13 protein-coding genes are annotated in these 19,634 nt (G+C 51.4%); 5 read left to right on the top strand and 8 right to left on the bottom strand.

From position 1 onward, the window contains the following. Window positions 1-13: 13 nt before the first annotated feature. Window positions 14-1,567 (bottom strand): multicopper oxidase CueO, encoded by a 1,554-nt coding sequence (gene cueO, locus H9644_RS00405; RefSeq protein ID WP_191772652.1) that lies wholly within the window; start codon window positions 1,565-1,567, stop codon window positions 14-16. 164 nt (window positions 1,568-1,731) lie between these two features. Here cueO and H9644_RS00410 point away from each other — a divergent pair, with 164 nt between their 5' ends. The 3 genes from H9644_RS00410 to speD all read left to right on the top strand — a co-directional run bounded on the left by H9644_RS00410 (window position 1,732) and on the right by speD (window position 3,860). Continuing rightward, window positions 1,732-2,079, top strand: a complete 348-nt coding sequence (locus tag H9644_RS00410) for a YacC family pilotin-like protein (protein WP_064525116.1) — start codon at window positions 1,732-1,734, stop codon at window positions 2,077-2,079. A 104-nt stretch (window positions 2,080-2,183) separates the two neighbouring features. Next, on the top strand, window positions 2,184-3,050 hold the full coding sequence (gene speE, locus H9644_RS00415; RefSeq protein WP_064525119.1) for a polyamine aminopropyltransferase: 867 nt from the start codon (window positions 2,184-2,186) through the stop codon (window positions 3,048-3,050). A gap of 15 nt (window positions 3,051-3,065) precedes the next feature. Beyond that, window positions 3,066-3,860 carry an adenosylmethionine decarboxylase gene (gene speD, locus H9644_RS00420; RefSeq protein WP_064525121.1) on the top strand — a complete coding sequence of 265 codons (795 nt, stop codon included), beginning with the start codon at window positions 3,066-3,068 and terminating at the stop codon, window positions 3,858-3,860. Between the two features lie 37 nt (window positions 3,861-3,897). On the opposite strand, the gene yacL is transcribed toward speD, so the two are convergent. The 3 genes from yacL to acnB form a co-directional block, all read right to left on the bottom strand. Then, window positions 3,898-4,260: a protein YacL gene (gene yacL / locus H9644_RS00425; RefSeq protein ID WP_010350025.1), complete on the bottom strand. Its 363-nt coding sequence runs from the start codon at window positions 4,258-4,260 to the stop codon at window positions 3,898-3,900. Window positions 4,261-4,483: 223 nt separating this feature from the next. Beyond that, window positions 4,484-4,816, bottom strand: a complete 333-nt coding sequence (locus H9644_RS00430) for a hypothetical protein (protein ID WP_191772654.1) — start codon at window positions 4,814-4,816, stop codon at window positions 4,484-4,486. A 506-nt stretch (window positions 4,817-5,322) separates the two neighbouring features. After that, on the bottom strand, window positions 5,323-7,920 hold the full coding sequence (gene acnB, locus H9644_RS00435; protein ID WP_064525124.1) for a bifunctional aconitate hydratase 2/2-methylisocitrate dehydratase: 2,598 nt from the start codon (window positions 7,918-7,920) through the stop codon (window positions 5,323-5,325). 354 nt (window positions 7,921-8,274) lie between these two features. Here acnB and H9644_RS00440 point away from each other — a divergent pair, with 354 nt between their 5' ends. Further along, window positions 8,275-10,125: a DUF3300 domain-containing protein gene (locus H9644_RS00440; protein WP_191772656.1), complete on the top strand. Its 1,851-nt coding sequence runs from the start codon at window positions 8,275-8,277 to the stop codon at window positions 10,123-10,125. 242 nt (window positions 10,126-10,367) lie between these two features. Here H9644_RS00440 and lpdA read toward each other — a convergent pair whose 3' ends face one another. The 4 genes from lpdA to pdhR all read right to left on the bottom strand — a co-directional run bounded on the left by lpdA (window position 10,368) and on the right by pdhR (window position 17,613). Continuing rightward, window positions 10,368-11,792: a dihydrolipoyl dehydrogenase gene (gene lpdA, locus H9644_RS00445; RefSeq protein WP_000102484.1), complete on the bottom strand. Its 1,425-nt coding sequence runs from the start codon at window positions 11,790-11,792 to the stop codon at window positions 10,368-10,370. A 324-nt stretch (window positions 11,793-12,116) separates the two neighbouring features. After that, a complete protein-coding gene (gene aceF / locus H9644_RS00450) occupies window positions 12,117-14,009 on the bottom strand; it encodes a pyruvate dehydrogenase complex dihydrolipoyllysine-residue acetyltransferase (RefSeq protein WP_191772658.1) in 1,893 nt (630 codons plus the stop codon). 14 nt (window positions 14,010-14,023) lie between these two features. Further along, window positions 14,024-16,687: a pyruvate dehydrogenase (acetyl-transferring), homodimeric type gene (gene aceE / locus H9644_RS00455; protein ID WP_000003834.1), complete on the bottom strand. Its 2,664-nt coding sequence runs from the start codon at window positions 16,685-16,687 to the stop codon at window positions 14,024-14,026. Window positions 16,688-16,848: 161 nt separating this feature from the next. Continuing rightward, on the bottom strand, window positions 16,849-17,613 hold the full coding sequence (pdhR, locus tag H9644_RS00460) for a pyruvate dehydrogenase complex transcriptional repressor PdhR (RefSeq protein WP_000331776.1): 765 nt from the start codon (window positions 17,611-17,613) through the stop codon (window positions 16,849-16,851). Window positions 17,614-18,153: 540 nt separating this feature from the next. On the opposite strand from pdhR, the gene aroP reads away from it, so the two are divergent. After that, complete coding sequence (gene aroP, locus H9644_RS00465) at window positions 18,154-19,527, top strand: aromatic amino acid transporter AroP (protein ID WP_191772660.1); 1,374 nt, start codon at window positions 18,154-18,156, stop codon at window positions 19,525-19,527. The last annotated feature ends 107 nt before the right edge of the window (window positions 19,528-19,634 follow it).

The raw sequence follows: 19,634 nt of genomic DNA on the forward strand, positions 1-19,634 counted from the left end.
CGGGCAGTATGAATTACGCGGAGGTAAACCCTAACATCATCCCCGTATCTTCATGCTCCAGCAAATGGCAGTGCGCCATATAAGCATGTTCTTTCGGTGCGTCGTGATTAAACTTCACCAGCACTTCGCTGACATTACCTTCTACCTTAACAGTATCTTTCCAGCCTGCGCGATGCGCCGCTGGCGGTTTGCCATTTTCCGACAGGATACGGAACTGGGTGCCGTGAATATGGAACGGATGCAGCATCATGTCGCCAACGCCAGAGATAACCCAACGTTCGTACTGCCCTTTCGTCGCCGCAAACATCGGCTTATTCATATCAAAGGCCTGACCATTGATTTTATTAGCATGGTGGAAATCGAACTTCACGCCGTGGTTCATATGATTCATATTACCGTGGCCCATATGGCCCATCATCTGGCTGTGATCCATCCCGGCCATCGCCTGATCGCCATATTTCTCCATTAACATCTGCATCCCCATCATGTCGAGCATCGGGTCCATAGAGAGTTGCAGTTTGCGTGTCGTTAATCCGTCCAGCGAAGGTAACGCAGGCAGGCTACTTAATGTGTCTGGCAAAGCACCGGAGGCACTGATGGCAATCGGCTGAATACGCATTACCGGATGCGGCTTATCAAACGGCGCAATTGCCATTCCCATCTGGCTGACAGGCAGCGTGACCAAATCAAACGGTTTGCTGTCGTTAACCTCCACCAGCACTTCAAAACGCTCACCCATCAGCACCGGTAGCTCACTCACTTTCACCGGTTCAGGCAGCAGACCACCATCGCTGGCAATCACATACAACGGGCGATTGTCGCTGGTGGCGAAATTGAGCGAGCGGGCGTTACAGCCATTGAGCAAACGCAGGCGCAGCCAGCCACGTGGTGCAGCGTGTTGCGGGTAGATAGCGCCGTTGGTCAGTAGCGTATCGCCAAACCAGCCAACCGCAGCGGTCATCACATCCAGTTGATAATCAATTTGTCCGTCGGCGCTAAACTTTTTATCCTGAACGATCACCGGAACATCATCGATACCCCACTGTTTTGGCAGCATTAATTTCAGGATATCGTCATCTTCAATCACCACCAGACCAGCCAACCCCATCGCCACCTGACGCCCGGTTTTGCCGTGCTGATGTGGATGGAACCAGCAGGTAGCGGCAGGTTGATCGACGTTCAGCGTCACCGTACGTTGACCGCCAGGCGGAATAATCCCCTGCGGGCCGCCGTCCACTTCTCCCGGCACTTCAAGCCCGTGCCAATGCAACGTCGTCTCTTCCGCCAGTTGGTTATAGATATCAACCGTCACGGCTTTACCGCGCTGTAATTTCACCGCCGGCCCTAACAGATTACCGTTATAGCCCCAGGTAGTCGCCGTTTTTCCGGCAAAGGTGGACTGACCTGGCATGATCGATAATCTTATGCGACCACGAACATCAGAAGTGAGGAGATCGGGGATCGGCAGTGTAGGACGTTCAGCGGCAAAAACAGACCGACTCCACAATGGCAAAGCCGAAGCCACGCCCAGCGCGACGGAATATTTTAAGAAATCACGGCGTTGCATAGTTATTTCCTTATTCTCAAGCAGGCGAAACAAAATCAAACGTTGAGCATAGTCCTTACCCTTACGGGAAGGTCAAGCCGCAGACACAATTTAATCGACAATAATGGTCGTCGCCTCGCTCACAGTGTGCTAACGTTTATCTTCTTTAAGCCCTGGTAGAAGCAATGAAGACGTTTTTCAGAACAGTATTATTCGGCAGCCTGATGGCTGTATGCGCAAACAGTTACGCGCTCAGCGAGTCTGAAGCCGAAGATATGGCCGATTTAACGGCAGTTTTTGTTTTTCTGAAGAACGATTGTGGTTACCAGAACTTACCTAACGGGCAAATTCGTCGCGCACTGGTCTTTTTCGCCCAGCAAAACCAGTGGGATCTCAGTAACTACGACACCTTCGACATGAAATCCCTCGGTGAAGACAGCTACCGCGATCTAAGCGGTATCGGCATTCCCGTCGCTAACAAGTGCAAAGCCCTGGCCCGCGATTCCTTAAGCCTGCTTGCCTACGTTAAATAATCACTGCTCCTTTTTGTAGAAATATTGACCGTGCAACTACGGTCAATGTTAGCTATTATGTTGCGCTCTTTTTTTACGAGTGTTAACAAAGGAGGTATCAACCCATGGCCGAAAATAAACTGTGGCATGAAACGCTACACGACCAGTTTGGGCAGTACTTTGCTGTAGATAACGTTCTGTATCATGAAAAGACCGATCATCAGGATCTGATCATTTTTGAGAACGCTGCATTTGGTCGCGTAATGGCGCTGGATGGCGTAGTACAAACTACCGAGCGTGACGAGTTTATCTATCATGAGATGATGACCCACGTTCCGCTGCTGGCCCACGGTCACGCGAAACATGTGCTGATCATCGGCGGCGGCGACGGTGCCATGCTGCGTGAAGTGACCCGACACAAAAACGTTGAGTCAATCACGATGGTGGAAATCGACGCGGGCGTGGTGTCATTCTGTCGTCAGTATTTGCCCAACCATAACGCAGGTAGCTACGACGATCCCCGTTTTAAACTGGTGATCGACGATGGCGTCAATTTCGTGAATCAAACCAGCCAGACCTTTGATGTGATCATCTCCGACTGCACCGATCCCATCGGTCCCGGCGAAAGTCTGTTCACGTCTGCATTTTATGAAGGTTGCAAGCGCTGCCTGAATCCTGGCGGCATTTTCGTTGCGCAGAACGGCGTCTGCTTTTTACAGCAGGAAGAGGCCATCGACAGCCATCGCAAACTCAGCCATTACTTCAGTGATGTTGGCTTTTATCAGGCGGCGATCCCAACCTATTACGGCGGCATCATGACCTTTGCATGGGCGACAGATAACGACGCCTTACGTCATCTCTCTACCGAAATTATTCAGGCGCGTTTTCTCGCCTCTGGCCTGAAATGCCGTTATTACAACCCGGCAGTCCATACGGCAGCTTTTGCCTTACCTCAGTATCTGCAAGACGCACTGGCTTCACAGCCGTCCTAAGGAGAAGATAAGAAATTGAAAAAACTGAAACTGCATGGCTTTAATAATCTGACCAAAAGTCTGAGTTTTTGTATTTACGATATCTGCTATGCCAAAACTGCCGAAGAGCGCGATGGTTATATTGCTTATATCGATGAACTCTATAATGCCAACCGTCTGACCGAAATCCTGTCAGAAACCTGTTCCATTATCGGGGCCAATATTCTTAACATCGCCCGCCAGGATTACGAACCACAGGGTGCCAGCGTCACTATTCTGATGAGCGAAGAACCGGTCGACCCGAAACTTATCGACAAAACAGAACACCCCGGCCCGCTGCCTGAAGCCGTGGTTGCCCATCTCGATAAAAGTCATATTTGCGTACATACCTACCCGGAAAGCCATCCTGAAGGCGGTTTATGTACCTTCCGCGCCGATATTGAAGTCTCTACCTGCGGCGTGATTTCCCCGCTGAAGGCGCTGAATTACCTGATCCACCAACTTGAGTCCGATATCGTGACCATTGATTATCGCGTGCGCGGTTTTACCCGCGACATTAACGGTATGAAACACTTTATCGACCATGAGATTAATTCGATTCAGAACTTTATGTCCGAAGATATAAAGGCGCTGTATGACATGGTGGATGTGAACGTCTATCAGGAAAATATCTTCCATACCAAAATGTTGCTTAAAGAGTTCGACCTTAAGCACTACATGTTCCACACCAAACCGGAAGATTTAACCGACTGCGAGCGCAAAGAAATTACCGCTGCGCTGTGGAAGGAAATGCGCGAGATTTATTACGGGCGCAATATGCCAGCTGTTTAACGGCTCTGGCGGAGCACGTAGGCTCCGCCAGATTTATTTACTTCTGCTGCACGAAATTACGGTAAGCCGCCACCACTTGCAGAAAATCCTCAACGCCGCACAGCGACAGACTTTCTTCGTCGTAGTAGTTCATCCCTTCTTCCATTTCGTCACCCGCAAATTCCAGTTGATTGGCGCGGATCATTACCTCCTCGCCATCCATCCATAGGGTATATTCATGCCCTGCTCGCTGCCAGGAACGTTCGCTACCTTTTAGCGTGCGCGCGGCGTCTTCCACTTCATCAAGCAAGGCCAGGTTTTCTTTCACCTCTTCATTAAACCAGTGCCCGACCACTTCATGCCCCATGGACATGCGCACCTTTACCACTCCGGTAATATCGCGCAGAAATTCGTAATCCATAGTGTGTTCCTCTGCTCCCGGCAATGCGCCGAAATCGCATTGCGCCATTGATGTAATTATCGCAGCCTTACCGGAGAAAAACAGTGGAACGCCGATGGTTTAGAGATAAAAATAGTGAAAAAAACGTTCCAACCACCATGGCCAGAATTTTTGTCATTTTCGACAGCCATCTTCTTACCAGGGAAGAAGACAATCCAGTACTACTCTGCGCACAAAAAATAGATTAATAAAGAGGGTAAATCGTTTTGTAATCAAAAATCCACCAGTCATCCGTAATCTTGCCATTATCATAAAGTTGAAGATCGCTACTACCCTCTGCGTCGGTGGTTGTTATCACATCAGCATTTCGCTTCCAGTGTGATATAGGCGATTCAGTGCTCATGGTTAAAAGGTTTTCTTTCATCGGCTCACACTGTGCGCATCCCCTGACATTACCGTCCTCATAAAAACCCACTAATCCACCATTTGCGACAAACAAATATTGTAATTTTGCTGTCGCGGCAAAAGCGTTGCCGCATAGTAGAAAAAAGATAATTATAATAAATGCTTTTTTCATTCACTTTATCTCCATTAAGTGAAAAACTTCACCCTGTAATAACCAGCAGAAAACAAAATAAGATAAACACTATCAATATCTTATTTCGCCTATCAGAATTGAAATCGATTGATTTTTTAGCGAGCATATTCATTTAAAACATAAAAATATAATTCACTAAAATGATAACGACATTATTATGATAATCGCTCTCTTACATGCAGGGAAACACTATCATTAAGGAAAAGAGTGCGAGTTCTGAGAATTAACGTTATTGAGTTGCTCGTCAGATATTCCGGCAAAAAAAAACCACTTCCCAAAAGAAGTGGCTCAGATTGCTGACAAAGTGCGCTTTGTTCTTGCCGGATGCGGCGTAAACGCCTTATCCGGCCTACAAAATAGTGCAAATTCAATAAATTGCAGAAATGTTGTAGGCCTGATAAGCGCAGCGCATCAGGCAATGTTGCGTTTATCATCAGTCTCAGCCACTTCCCAAAAGAAGTGGCTTTTCACAACAGGCTACAACCTTAAACCGCTGTCTGGAAAATCACCCCGTCTGCTTTCTCGGTGTACTGAGAAAGCTGGTTGAAGTTCAGGTAACGGTAAGTATCAACGGCAGTTTTATCCACCTGCGCAACGTAGGTCTGGTACTCTTCCGGCGTTGGCAGTTTGCCAAGAAGTGCCGCGACAGCGGCCAGTTCCGCAGAAGCCAGGAAGACATTCGCGCCAGTACCCAGACGGTTCGGGAAGTTACGGGTAGAGGTGGAAACCACCGTCGCACCGTCTGCCACACGCGCCTGGTTGCCCATACACAGGGAACAGCCTGGGATCTCGATACGCGCACCACTCTTACCGAAGACGCTGTAGTAGCCTTCTTCGGTCAGCTGTGCGGCGTCCATACGGGTTGGCGGTGCCACCCACAGGCGGGTCGGCAACTGGCCTTTGTGCGCATCCAGCAGTTTACCTGCGGCACGGAAGTGACCGATGTTGGTCATGCAGGAACCGATAAACACTTCGTCGATCTTCTCGCCCTGTACCGCAGACAGCGGACGTGCGTCATCCGGATCATTCGGCGCACAAAGGATTGGCTCTTTGATATCAGCCAGATCGATGTCGATCACTGCCGCATATTCCGCATCCGCATCGGCTTCCAGCAGCTCAGGATTCGCCAGCCATTTTTCCATGCCCTGAATACGACGTTCCAGAGTACGACGATCGCCGTAACCTTCCGCGATCATCCACTTCAGCAGGACAATGTTGGAGTTCAGGTACTCGATGATCGGCTCTTTATTCAGCTTGATGGTACAACCGGCAGCGGAACGTTCAGCGGACGCATCGGTCAGCTCAAATGCCTGCTCAACTTTCAGATCCGGCAGACCTTCAATTTCCAGGATGCGACCAGAGAAAATGTTTTTCTTGCCTTTCTTCTCAACGGTCAGCAGACCTTGTTTGATCGCATACAGCGGAATGGCATGTACCAGATCGCGCAGGGTGATGCCCGGCTGCATCTTGCCTTTGAAGCGCACCAGAACAGATTCCGGCATATCCAGTGGCATTACACCTGTTGCGGCAGCAAACGCCACCAGACCAGAACCCGCCGGGAAGGAGATACCGATCGGGAAACGGGTATGGGAGTCACCGCCAGTACCGACGGTATCCGGCAGCAGCATACGGTTCAGCCAGGAGTGGATCACGCCGTCACCCGGACGCAGCGACACTCCGCCACGGTTCATAATGAAGTCCGGCAGCGTGTGGTGTGTGTTAACGTCAACCGGCTTCGGATATGCCGCAGTGTGACAGAAAGACTGCATCACCAGGTCAGCCGAGAAGCCCAGGCACGCCAGGTCTTTCAGTTCATCACGGGTCATTGGACCAGTAGTGTCCTGAGAACCGACAGAAGTCATTTTCGGTTCGCAGTAAGCGCCCGGACGGATGCCTTTCACGCCACAGGCGCGCCCCACCATTTTCTGCGCCAGCGAGTAGCCACGGTCGCTTTCCGCCACGTCTTTCGCCTGACGGAAAACATCGCTCTGCGGCAGACCAAGTGCTTCACGCGCTTTGGTGGTCAGGCCACGGCCGATAATCAATGGAATACGACCGCCCGCACGCACTTCATCAATCAGTACGTCGGTTTTCAGTTCAAAGGTCGCCAGCAGCTCGTTGGTTTCGTGATTACGCACTTCGCCTTTGTAAGGGTAAACGTCAATCACGTCACCCATATTCAGGTTAGAAACATCCACTTCAATTGGCAGCGCACCGGCATCTTCCATCGTGTTAAAGAAGATTGGCGCAATTTTGCCGCCGAGGCACAGACCGCCGCCGCGTTTGTTTGGCACATGCGGAATATCATCGCCCATAAACCACAGTACGGAGTTAGTGGCGGATTTACGCGATGAACCAGTACCCACAACATCACCGACGTAAGCCAGCGGGAAACCTTTCTGTTGCAGGGCTTCGATTTGCTTGATCGGGCCAACAACACCCGGCTGATCTGGCTCGATGCCTTCACGGGCGTTCTTCAGCATTGCCAGGGCGTGCAGTGGGATATCCGGGCGTGACCACGCATCCGGTGCCGGAGAGAGGTCATCGGTGTTGGTTTCGCCGGTCACTTTGAAGACGGTAACGGTCAGTTTTTCAGCCAGCGCCGGGCGATTCAGGAACCATTCGGCATCCGCCCAGGACTGCATGACCTGCTTCGCGTATTTGTTGCCTGCTTTGGCTTTCTCTTCTACGTCATAGAAGTTATCGAACATCAGCAGCGTATGAGACAGTGCTTTGGCAGCAATCGGTGCCAGTTTGTCATCGTCCAGTGCGTCGATCAGCGGATGAATGTTGTAACCACCCTGCATAGTACCCAGCAGTTCAATGGCTTTTTCTGGAGTCAGCAGTGGGGATTTGGCTTCGCCTTTCGCGACAGCAGCCAGGAAACCAGCTTTTACATAGGCGGCTTCATCGACGCCTGGGGGAACACGGTTGGTTAACAGATCTAACAGGAATTCTTCTTCGCCCGCGGGCGGGTTTTTCAGCAGCTCTACAAGCGCAGCCATTTGAGTGGCATCCAGGGGTTTGGGCGCAATCCCCTCTGCGGCACGTTCAGCTACGTGCTTACGGTATTCTTCTAGCACGACGGTTCTCCTCGCTCTCATTGTCATAGTGCGGCAGGCGATTCTCTTCACGCTCCTGTGAGACAGCAGTTTGTAGGGTAAATGCCCAGTACCGCAACGGGCAGAATAGCAGGATTTTGACGATGTGTTAATCTGTTTACAAAAAAGCAACATAAAAAAGTGGCTGAATCGTTAAGGATGGTCTAGAGATTGTTTCCCTCCGTAAAAACCTTGTTAATTCGCATGGTGATAATCACCTTTCTCAACGAATCCCAACATTAGTCAAAATTTAAACTACCGCCTCTTTATACTCAGATTCACAGCGCCTGCGGGTGGCAGTTCGCCGACCATTGCGATTTCCTTGAGATCCGAATTATGAAAATGACTTTGCCGTTTAAACCCCATGTGCTGGCGCTGATTTGCAGTGCCGGGCTATGTGCAGCTTCCGGTACGCTGTATGTGAAAAGCCGCACTGTGGAAACGCCCGTACAAACACAACCGGCACAACAGGCTGCGCCTGATATCACCGCAGTTACGCTTCCTGCAACGGTTTCCGCGCCTCCCGTAACGCCTGCCGTCGTCAAATCCGCATTCAGCACTGCACAAATCGATCAATGGGTCGCGCCCGTCGCGCTATATCCCGACGCCCTGCTTTCGCAGGTGCTGATGGCATCGACCTATCCGGCAAATGTCGCCCGGGCCGTGCAGTGGTCGCGCGATAACCCACTTAAACAAGGTGATACCGCTATTGAAGCAGTGTCCGGCCAGCCGTGGGATGCCAGCGTCAAATCGCTGGTGGCTTTTCCGCAATTGATGGCGTTGATGGGTGAAAACCCGCAATGGGTGCAAAATCTTGGCGACGCGTTTCTGGCACAACCGCAGGATGTGATGGACTCGGTACAGCGTTTGCGCCAACTAGCGCAACAAACCGGATCGCTGAAGTCATCAACTGAACAAAAGGTCATCACGACAACGAAAAAAGTCGTACCGGCCAGCCCGCCCGCCAGCGCCCCTGTCACACAATCAAATACCGTTTCTACGTCCAGCCCCGGCGTCGCAGAACCTGCGCCGACAGTAATAACCATTGAGCCAACCAATCCGGATGTGGTTTATATTCCCAACTACAACCCGACCGTGGTTTACGGGAACTGGGCCAATACCGCTTATCCGCCTGTTTACCTGCCGCCGCCAGCCGGGGAACCGTTTGTTGACAGCTTTGTGCGTGGATTCGGCTACAGCATGGGCGTTGCTACCACGTACGCACTTTTCAGCAGCATCGACTGGGATGACGACGATCATGGCCATCATCATGACGATGATGATTATCATCACCACGATGGCGGTCATCGTGACGGTAATGGCTGGCAACACAACGGCGACAACATCAATATCGACGTCAACAATTTCAACCGCATTACTGGTGAACATCTTACTGACAAGAATATGGCATGGCGGCACAATCCAAATTACCGCGATGGTGTGCCTTATCATGATCAGGATATGGCAAAGCGGTTTCATCAAACCAATGTCAGTGGCGGCATGAGCGCCACGCAATTACCTGCGCTATCGCGCGACAGCCAGCGCCAGGCGGCAGCAAGTCAGTTTCAGCAACGAACACACGCCGCACCAGTCACTACGCGCGATCCCCAGCGTCAGGCTGCGGCACAGCGGTTTAATGAAGCTGAACACTATGGAAGCTATGACGACTTCCGCGAATTCAGCCGTCGCCAACCACTGACCCCGCAACAAAAGGACGCTGCTCGTCAGCGTTATCAGTCTGCCTCACCAGAGCAGCGCCAGGCGTTCCGCGAGAAAATGCAGACTAACTCACAGAACCAGCAGCGAAGAGATGCGGCGCGTCAGCGTATTCAGTCTGCCTCGCCTGAACAGCGCCAGGCGGCCCGCGAAAAAATGCAGACTAACCCACAGAATCAACAGCAAAGAGAGGCAGCGCGTCAGCGTATTCAGTCCGCATCACCAGAGCAGCGTCAGGTATTTAAGGAAAAAGTACAGCAGCGCCCTCTGAACCAACAACAACGTGATAATGCCCGCCAGCGTGTTCAATCAGCATCTCCTGAACAACGTCAGGTTTTTCGAGAGAAAGTTCAGGAGAGCCGCCCACAACGTCTAAACGACAGTAACCATACTGCCCGACTGAATAACGAGCAGCGTTCAGCGGTACGCGAACGGTTGTCTGAGCGTGGAGCAAGAAGACTCGAAAGGTAAATTGCAGGCGTAAAAAAAGCGGCGTTGTTAGCCGCTTAAGACTGATGGCAAACATCGAATTGCCTGATGCACAAGCTTATCGGGCCTACACGAGTCATGCAATATATTGAATTTGCATGACTTTGTAGGTCGGATAAGGCGTTTACGCCGCATCCGACATCAACAACGAGCACTTTGTCAACAATCTGAAGCGGCCAGGATAGCCGCTTCTTAATTTACCGGATGTTCCGGCACACAAAGAATTACTTCTTCTTCGCTTTCGGGTTAGGCAGGTCGGTGATGCTACCTTCGAATATTTCTGCCGCCAGGCCCACAGACTCGTGCAGAGTCGGGTGCGCGTGGATGGTCAGTGCGATATCTTCCGCGTCACAACCCATTTCGATTGCCAGACCGATTTCACCCAGCAGCTCGCCGCCGTTAGTACCAACAATTGCACCACCGATCACACGGTGAGATTCTTTGTCGAAAATCAGTTTGGTCATACCATCTGCGCAGTCAGAAGCGATAGCACGACCAGAAGCAGCCCACGGGAAGGTGGCGGTTTCGTAGCTGATGCCTTTCTCTTTCGCTTCTTTCTCAGTCAGACCCACCCATGCAACTTCTGGTTCGGTATAGGCGATAGACGGGATAACTTTCGGATCGAAGTAGTGTTTCTTACCAGCGATAACTTCAGCGGCAACGTGACCTTCGTGAACACCTTTGTGCGCCAGCATCGGCTGACCGACGATATCGCCGATAGCAAAGATGTGCGGTACGTTGGTCCGCAGCTGTTTGTCAACGCGGATGAAACCACGGTCGTCCACTTCCACGCCCGCTTTGCCTGCGTCGAGGTTTTTACCGTTCGGCACACGACCAATCGCTACCAGAACGGCGTCGTAACGCTGCGGTTCAGCCGGTGCTTTTTTACCTTCCATCGTCACATAAATACCGTCTTCTTTTGCTTCAACGGCGGTGACTTTGGTTTCCAGCATCAGGTTGAATTTCTTGCTGATACGCTTGGTGAAGACTTTAACGATGTCTTTGTCAGCTGCCGGGATAACCTGGTCGAACATTTCAACCACGTCAATCTGTGAACCCAGCGCATGGTATACGGTCCCCATTTCCAGACCGATGATACCGCCACCCATTACCAGCAGGCGTTCTGGTACTTCTTTCAGTTCCAGCGCGTCAGTGGAGTCCCAGATACGCGGATCTTCATGCGGAATAAACGGCAGTTGGATCGGGCGAGAACCCGCTGCGATGATCGCGTTGTCGAAGTTGATCACAGTTTTACCGTTCTCGCCTTCAACTTCCAGGGTGTTAGCCCCGGTGAATTTACCCAGACCGTTGACCACTTTGACTTTGCGGCCTTTCGCCATACCAGCCAGACCGCCGGTCAGCTGATTGATAACTTTCTCTTTCCAGGTACGAATCTTGTCGATATCGGTTTTCGGTTCGCCGAAGACGATACCGTGTTCAGCCAAAGCTTTGGCTTCTTCGATAACTTTTGCTACGTGCAACAGTGCTTTAGAAGGGATACAGCCGACGTTCAGGCAAACACCGCCGAGGGTGTTGTAGCGTTCTACGATTACGGTTTCCAGACCTAAATCAGCGCAACGGAAGGCAGCAGAGTAACCTGCGGGGCCTGCCCCAAGTACCACGACCTGAGTTTTGATTTCAGTACTCATCATGACCTCTATTTATTTATCTCCGGCGGTCATACCCGTCGTCTTTCAGGCCGCAGTGGCGTTAGCTTCACGCCCTCACCCCAGTCACTTACTTATGTAAGCTCCTGAGGATTCTGGCGCTTGCTACCTTGCTGCACCCAGAAATCCATAGGGTATGTGAAGTAATACCCTAACCACCACCGGGTCGTTCTATCCGTCGGTATTTTACAAAATTGTTAACAATTTTTAAACAACAAACGGCAACCGATTTGTCTATTCGCTAATAATCTCAATACATTCATGAGATTACCAGAAAAAAGCCGGCCGTTGGGCCGGCTCTTTTATTTACATCACCAGACGGCGAATGTCAGATAGCGTGTTGTTAATGATGGTAATGAAACGCGCACCATCAGCACCGTCGATCACGCGGTGGTCGAAGGAGAGAGAAATCGGCAGCATCAGACGCGGCACGAACTCTTTACCATTCCACACAGGTTCCATCGCGGACTTGGAAACACCGAGGATAGCCACTTCCGGCGCGTTCACAATCGGCGCGAAGTGGGTAGTACCCAGGCCACCGATGCTGGAGATGGTGAAGCAACCGCCCTGCATTTCGCCCGCAGTCAGCTTACCGTCACGCGCTTTCTTAGAAATAGTCATCAGCTCGCGAGACAGTTCGATGATGCCTTTCTTGTTGACGTCTTTGAATACCGGAACAACCAGACCGTTCGGAGTATCCACCGCCACACCGATGTTGATGTATTTCTTCAGGGTCAGACGCTGACCATCTTCCGACAGCGAACTGTTGAAGCGAGGCATCTGCTCAAGTGCCGCAGCAACGGCTTTCATGATGAAGACAACTGGGGTTATCTTCACATCCAGCTTACGTTTCGCTGCTTCTTCGTTCTGCTGTTTACGGAACGCTTCCAGCTCGGTGATATCCGTTTTGTCGAAGTGAGTAACGTGCGGGATCATCACCCAGTTACGGCTCAGGTTAGCACCAGAGATTTTCTGGATACGGCCCAGTTCCACTTCTTCGATTTCACCAAACTTGCTGAAGTCAACCTTCGGCCATGGCAGCATGCCAGGGATACCGCCGCCAGTCGCCGCCGGAGCCGCTTCTGCACGTTTGATAGCTTCTTTCACGTAAGCCTGAACGTCTTCGCGCAGGATACGGCCTTTACGGCCAGTGCCTTTCACTTTCGCCAGGTTAACACCAAACTCACGTGCCAGACGGCGGATCAGCGGAGTCGCGTGAACGTAAGCGTCGTTTTCAGCGAATTCAGATTTGCCTTCGGCTTTCGCAGCCGGTGCTGCTGCCGGGGCTTCAGCTTTTGCTGCCGGAGCCGGAGTTGCCGCTTCCTGTTTCGCTGGAGCTGCCGCAGGCGCTGCGCCTTCAACTTCGAAGATCATAATCAGCGAGCCAGTTTTCACTTTATCGCCAACGTTGACTTTCAGTTCCTTCACGACGCCAGCAAAAGGAGCCGGAACTTCCATAGAAGCTTTGTCGCCTTCAACGGTAATCAGTGACTGTTCAGCGGCAACTTTGTCGCCCACTTTCACCATCACTTCGGTCACTTCAACTTCGTCACCGCCGATATCCGGAACGTTAACTTCTTTCACACCAGCCGCTGGTGCAGGTGCTGCTGCCGGAGCCGCTTCCTGTTTAGCCGCCGGAGCTGCCGCGCCTGCTTCACCTGCTACTTCGAAGACCATAATCAGCGAGCCGGTAGACACTTTGTCACCCACGTTCACTTTGATCTCTTTCACGGTGCCAGCAAACGGTGCAGGAACTTCCATAGAAGCCTTGTCGCCTTCTACGGTGATCAGCGACTGTTCAGCTTCAACTTTGTCGCCCACTTTCACCAGGATTTCGGTCACTTCGACTTCATCGCTGCCGATATCCGGAACGTTTACGTCTTTTGCCGCCGCAGCCGCTGGTGCTGCTGCCGGAGCTGCTTCTTTCTTCTCTTCTGCCTGAGCAGGTGCAGCGTCAGCTGCACCGTCGGCGGAATCGAAAATCATAATAAGTGCACCGGTCTGGGTTTTATCGCCAACAGAGACTTTGATCTCTTTAACAATACCCGCCTGTGGAGACGGAACTTCCATAGAGGCTTTGTCGCCTTCTACGGTGATCAGCGACTGTTCGGCTTCAACTTTGTCGCCCACTTTGACCAGGATCTCGGTGATTTCAACTTCATCAGCCCCGATGTCCGGTACTTTGATTTCGATAGCCATTATTCTTTTACCTCTTACGCCAGACGCGGGTTAACTTTTTCTGCATCGATGTTGAATTTGGCGATTGCGTCAGCAACCACTTTCTTATCGATTTCGCCACGTTTAGCCAGTTCGCCCAGCGCCGCAACCACTACATAGGAAGCATCAACTTCGAAGTGGTGACGCAGGTTCTCACGGCTGTCGGAACGACCGAAGCCATCAGTACCCAGTACGCGGTAGTCGTCGGCCGGTACGTAAGTACGGACCTGTTCAGCGAACAGTTTCATATAGTCGGTAGATGCTACTGCCGGAGCGTCGTTCATCACCTGAGCGATGTACGGAACGCGCGGAGTTTCCAGCGGGTGCAGCATGTTCCAGCGTTCACAATCCTGACCATCACGCGCCAGTTCGGTGAAGGAGGTCACGCTATAAACGTCAGAACCTACGCCGTAGTCTTTCGCCAGGATCTCTGCTGCTTCACGGACGTGACGCAGGATAGAACCGGAGCCCAGCAGCTGAACTTTACCTTTGCTACCTTCAATGGTTTCGAGTTTGTAGATACCTTTACGGATACCTTCCTCAGCACCTTCCGGCATTGCCGGCATGTGGTAGTTTTCGTTCAGCGTGGTGATGTAGTAGTAAACGTTCTCTTGTTTTTCACCGTACATACGCTCCAGACCGTCATGCATAATGACAGCAACTTCGTAAGCGTAAGCCGGGTCGTAAGAGATACAGTTCGGGATAGTCAGCGACTGAATGTGGCTGTGACCATCTTCGTGCTGCAGACCTTCGCCGTTCAGGGTGGTACGACCGGAAGTACCGCCGATCAGGAAGCCACGCGCTTGCTGGTCGCCAGCCGCCCAGCACAGATCGCCGATACGCTGGAAGCCGAACATCGAGTAATAGATGTAGAACGGGATCATCGGCAGATTGTTGGTGCTGTAAGAGGTCGCCGCTGCCAGCCAGGAACAACCTGCGCCCAGCTCGTTGATCCCTTCCTGCAGAATCTGACCTTTCTCGTCTTCTTTATAGTAAGCAACCTGCTCGCGGTCCTGCGGGGTGTACTGCTGACCGTTCGGGCTGTAGATACCAATCTGACGGAACAGACCTTCCATACCGAAAGTACGCGCTTCGTCGGCGATGATCGGCACCAGGCGGTCTTTGATCGACTTGTTCTTCAGCATCACGTTCAGGGCACGAACGAAAGCGATAGTGGTAGAGATCTCTTTGCTCTGCTCTTCCAGCAGCGCGCCGAAGTCTTGCAGGCTCGGCAGCTCCAGCTTCTCGGTGAAGTTCGGCTGGCGGCTTGGCAGATAACCGTGCAGTTTCTGACGCTGTGCGTGCAGATAGGTATGCTCTTCAGAACCTTCCGGGAAGGTGATGTACGGCAGTTTTTCGATATCAGCGTCAGACACCGGCACATTGAAACGGTCGCGGATATGACGCACGCCGTCCATGTTCATTTTCTTAACCTGGTGCGCGATGTTTTTACCTTCAGCCGCGTCGCCCATGCCGTAACCTTTAATGGTATGAGCAAGGATTACTGTCGCTTTGCCTTTGGTTTCCTGCGCTTTCTTGAATGCAGCGTAGATTTTCTTCGGATCGTGACCACCGCGGTTCAGAGCCCAGATCTGCTCATCAGTCCAGTCTGCAACCAGTGCTGCGGTTTCCGGATATTTACCGAAGAAGTGTTCACGAACGTACGCACCATCTTTCGATTTGAAGGTCTGGTAGTCGCCGTCAACGGTTTCGTTCATCAGCTGGATCAGTTTACCGCTGGTATCTTTACGCAGCAGTTCATCCCAACGGCTACCCCACATCACTTTGATCACGTTCCAGCCAGCACCTTCGAAGATGCCTTCCAGTTCGTTGATGATCTTGCCGTTACCGGTTACCGGGCCGTCAAGACGCTGCAGGTTACAGTTGATAACGAAGACCAGGTTATCCAGTTTTTCACGGGTAGCGATGGTGATCGCACCTTTGGATTCAGGTTCGTCCATCTCGCCGTCGCCGAGGAAAGCGTAAACGGTCTGTTTAGAGGTATCTTTCAGGCCACGGTGTTCCAGATATTTCAGGAACTTAGCCTGGTAAATAGCACCAATCGGACCCAGCCCCATAGATACGGTCGGGAACTGCCAGAATTCCGGCATCAGTTTCGGGTGCGGGTAGGAAGAGAGGCCATTGCCGTGAACTTCCTGACGGAAGTTATCCAGCTGCTCTTGAGTCAGACGACCTTCCAGGAAAGCACGTGCGTAAACGCCCGGGGAGATGTGGCCCTGGAAGTAAACCAGGTCGCCGCCATCCTGCTCGTTGCGTGCACGGAAGAAGTGGTTAAAGCACACATCATAAATGGTTGCGGAAGACTGGAAGGACGCCATGTGGCCGCCCAGTTCGAGGTCTTTTTTCGACGCACGCAAAACCGTCATGATGGCGTTCCAGCGGATAGCTGAACGAATACGGCGTTCCAGTTCCAGATTACCCGGATACTCCGGTTGTTCTTCAACGGGGATGGTGTTGATGTAGTTGCTGACGCCGGTGCCTGCGGCTACGTTGACTCCGCCTTTGCGGGCTTCAGCAAGCAGTTGGTCGATCAGATACTGAGCACGCTCAACACCTTCTTCACGGATGACCGATTCGATCGCCTGGAGCCAGTCGCGAGTTTCGATCGGATCCACGTCATTTGGGAAACGTTCTGACATGGGTTATTCCTTATCTATCTAATAACGTTGAGTTTTCTGGAACCTGTCCCATTGAACTCTCGCCGGAAAGCCCAATAAGACAGGTTCTACGTTTAGTTGCCGCGCTTTATATTTGCGCTTGATTTACAACATCTTCTGGTTAATTTTCACCAGAAAAATCACTAATTCTTTCGTTGCTCCAGACGGCGCAGAGAACGCTCACGGCGACTCTCTTCACGGCTTCTGTCGAGCAAAATTTCTTCGATAAAGGCCAGATGGCGATGCGATGCTTCGCGCGCTTCTTCCGGCTTACCGGCCATAATCGCTTCGAATATGCGGGTGCGGTGACTACTCACCAGCGGCAGCATCTCGCGACGCGAATAGAGCAATTCGAAGTTCTGACGGACATTCTGGGCCAACATCGGCTCCATACACCTTAGCAGATGAAGCAAAACCACATTGTGGGCCGCTTCGGTGACGGCAATCTGATACTGGAGTACGGCGTTTGATTCCGCGTCCAGATCGCCAGACTGCTGCGCCAGCTCTATGGCGTGATGGAGTTCACGGATGCGTTCCTTGTCTTCATCGGTACTACGCAGCGCGGCGTAATAAGCGGCGATACCTTCCAGGGCGTGTCGTGTTTCGAGCAAGTCATACTGTGATTCAGGATGGTCGGAGAGCAGCTCCACCAGCGGATCGCTGAAGCTTTGCCAGAGGCTGCTCTGAACAAACGTGCCGCCACCCTGGCGACGAAGCAACAAGCCCTTCGCTTCGAGGCGTTGAATCGCCTCACGCAAGGAGGGACGGGATACGTCGAACTGTTTCGCCAGTTCGCGTTCCGGTGGGAGTTTTTCGCCCGGGCGGAGAGTGCCTTCGAGGATCAAAAACTCCAGTTGCTGCTCAATCACATCGGAGAGTTTTGGTTGGCGGATTTTGCTGTAGGCCATGAGTTCCTGTCTTAAGCCACTTGCCGAAGTCAATTGGTCTTACCAATTTCATGTCTGTGACGCTAAAGTAACAAAGTATTCACCTTATGTCCATACAGGTTTTGATTGAAATCATGAAACTGTGCACATTTTAACAACTTGACACATATAACGTTTCAAAGTTGTAACTATGCACAAATGTAGGCTTTACGTGCGAAAGGGATTTTTTAACGATTATTAAACTATAAAAATCCAAATTGAACCGATTCACTTACCAATTTTTTGATTTCTAATTCATTTTAAATGAATTTATATTCGAGAGTTGTGATGAAGATAATTTGGTCGGGACTTTACAAACGGTGTCTTTTTAAGCAACCCATCTTCAACCATGCATAAAGCGGGTGCATTCGTTGGCTCATACCATTATTCTTGATCTGACGGAAGTCTTTCTGTAACAATTCAAGCTTCTTTGATGTAAATAAATTAATACAACAAACGGAATTGCAAACTTACACACGCATCATTGCGTAGATCAAAAAAACAACCACCGCACGAGGTTTCATGATGGAAGGTCAACAGCACGGCGAGCAGCTAAAGCGCGGCCTTAAAAACCGCCATATTCAGCTTATCGCGCTGGGTGGCGCGATAGGGACCGGGCTATTCCTGGGAAGCGCCTCCGTAATACAGTCCGCAGGGCCAGGGATTATTCTGGGTTATGCCATTGCAGGTTTTATCGCCTTTCTGATCATGCGTCAGCTAGGTGAAATGGTGGTCGAAGAACCTGTCGCAGGCTCCTTCAGCCACTTTGCTTATAAATACTGGGGCAGCTTTGCCGGATTCGCTTCTGGCTGGAACTATTGGGTACTGTACGTTTTAGTTGCCATGGCAGAACTTACGGCTGTCGGCAAATACATTCAGTTCTGGTATCCGGAAATCCCAACCTGGGCTTCTGCCGCCGTGTTCTTTGTGGTGATCAACGCCATCAACCTGACCAACGTTAAAGTGTTTGGTGAGATGGAGTTCTGGTTTGCCATTATCAAAGTTATTGCGGTAGTGGCGATGATCATCTTCGGCGGCTGGCTGTTGTTCAGCGGCAACGGTGGCCCTCAGGCGAGCATTAGCAACCTGTGGGATCAAGGTGGCTTCCTGCCGCACGGCTTCACCGGGCTGGTAATGATGATGGCGATTATCATGTTCTCGTTCGGAGGTCTGGAACTGGTAGGGATCACCGCAGCAGAAGCTGATAACCCAGAGCAAAGTATTCCCAAAGCGACTAACCAGGTTATCTACCGCATCCTGATTTTCTACATTGGTTCGTTAGCCGTTCTGCTCTCGCTGATGCCGTGGACACGCGTTACCGCCGATACCAGCCCGTTTGTACTGATCTTCCACGAGTTAGGCGATACTTTTGTCGCAAACGCCCTGAACATTGTGGTACTGACGGCGGCACTTTCGGTTTACAACAGTTGCGTCTACTGCAACAGCCGTATGCTGTTTGGTCTGGCTCAACAAGGCAATGCGCCAAAAGCGCTGGCGTCTGTCGATAAACGCGGCGTGCCGGTAAATACCATCCTGGTATCTGCGCTGGTTACAGCATTGTGTGTACTGATTAACTACCTTGCTCCAGAATCTGCGTTCGGCCTGTTAATGGCGTTGGTAGTTTCTGCACTGGTTATTAACTGGGCGATGATAAGTCTTGCGCACATGAAATTCCGTCGCGCCAAACAAGCACAAGGCGTGGCTACCCGCTTCCCTGCTCTGCTCTATCCGCTGGGTAACTGGATCTGCCTGCTGTTTATGGCGGCGGTACTGGTGATTATGCTGATGACGCCAGGAATGGCGATTTCGGTATACCTGATCCCGGTATGGCTGGTGGTGTTAGGCATCGGCTATCTGTTCAAAGAGAAAGCCGCAAAAACCGTAAAAGCGCATTAATTTCTCTACGCCCTCACCCGTTCTGGGTGAGGGTTGTTACCTGCCTCACACTTTTCCCTGTATAGCTATATCCTCCATATCAGTGGCGCTATCCTGCAACGCAATTT

The sequence above is a fragment of the Escherichia whittamii genome (genome assembly GCF_014836715.1).
Classification (GTDB): domain Bacteria; phylum Pseudomonadota; class Gammaproteobacteria; order Enterobacterales; family Enterobacteriaceae; genus Escherichia; species Escherichia whittamii.

What these genes read in the sequence shown, in the direction of transcription:
- cueO (WP_191772652.1), bottom strand. Translation starts at nt 1,567, where the DNA reads ATGCAACGCCGTGATTTCTTAAAATATTCCGTCGCGCTGGGCGTGGCT.
- H9644_RS00410 (WP_064525116.1), top strand. Translation starts at nt 1,732, where the DNA reads ATGAAGACGTTTTTCAGAACAGTATTATTCGGCAGCCTGATGGCTGTA.
- speE (WP_064525119.1), top strand. Translation starts at nt 2,184, where the DNA reads ATGGCCGAAAATAAACTGTGGCATGAAACGCTACACGACCAGTTTGGG.
- yacL (WP_010350025.1), bottom strand. Translation starts at nt 4,260, where the DNA reads ATGGATTACGAATTTCTGCGCGATATTACCGGAGTGGTAAAGGTGCGC.
- H9644_RS00430 (WP_191772654.1), bottom strand. Translation starts at nt 4,816, where the DNA reads ATGAAAAAAGCATTTATTATAATTATCTTTTTTCTACTATGCGGCAAC.
- H9644_RS00440 (WP_191772656.1), top strand. Translation starts at nt 8,275, where the DNA reads ATGAAAATGACTTTGCCGTTTAAACCCCATGTGCTGGCGCTGATTTGC.
- lpdA (WP_000102484.1), bottom strand. Translation starts at nt 11,792, where the DNA reads ATGAGTACTGAAATCAAAACTCAGGTCGTGGTACTTGGGGCAGGCCCC.
- aceF (WP_191772658.1), bottom strand. Translation starts at nt 14,009, where the DNA reads ATGGCTATCGAAATCAAAGTACCGGACATCGGGGCTGATGAAGTTGAA.
- aceE (WP_000003834.1), bottom strand. Translation starts at nt 16,687, where the DNA reads ATGTCAGAACGTTTCCCAAATGACGTGGATCCGATCGAAACTCGCGAC.
- pdhR (WP_000331776.1), bottom strand. Translation starts at nt 17,613, where the DNA reads ATGGCCTACAGCAAAATCCGCCAACCAAAACTCTCCGATGTGATTGAG.
- aroP (WP_191772660.1), top strand. Translation starts at nt 18,154, where the DNA reads ATGATGGAAGGTCAACAGCACGGCGAGCAGCTAAAGCGCGGCCTTAAA.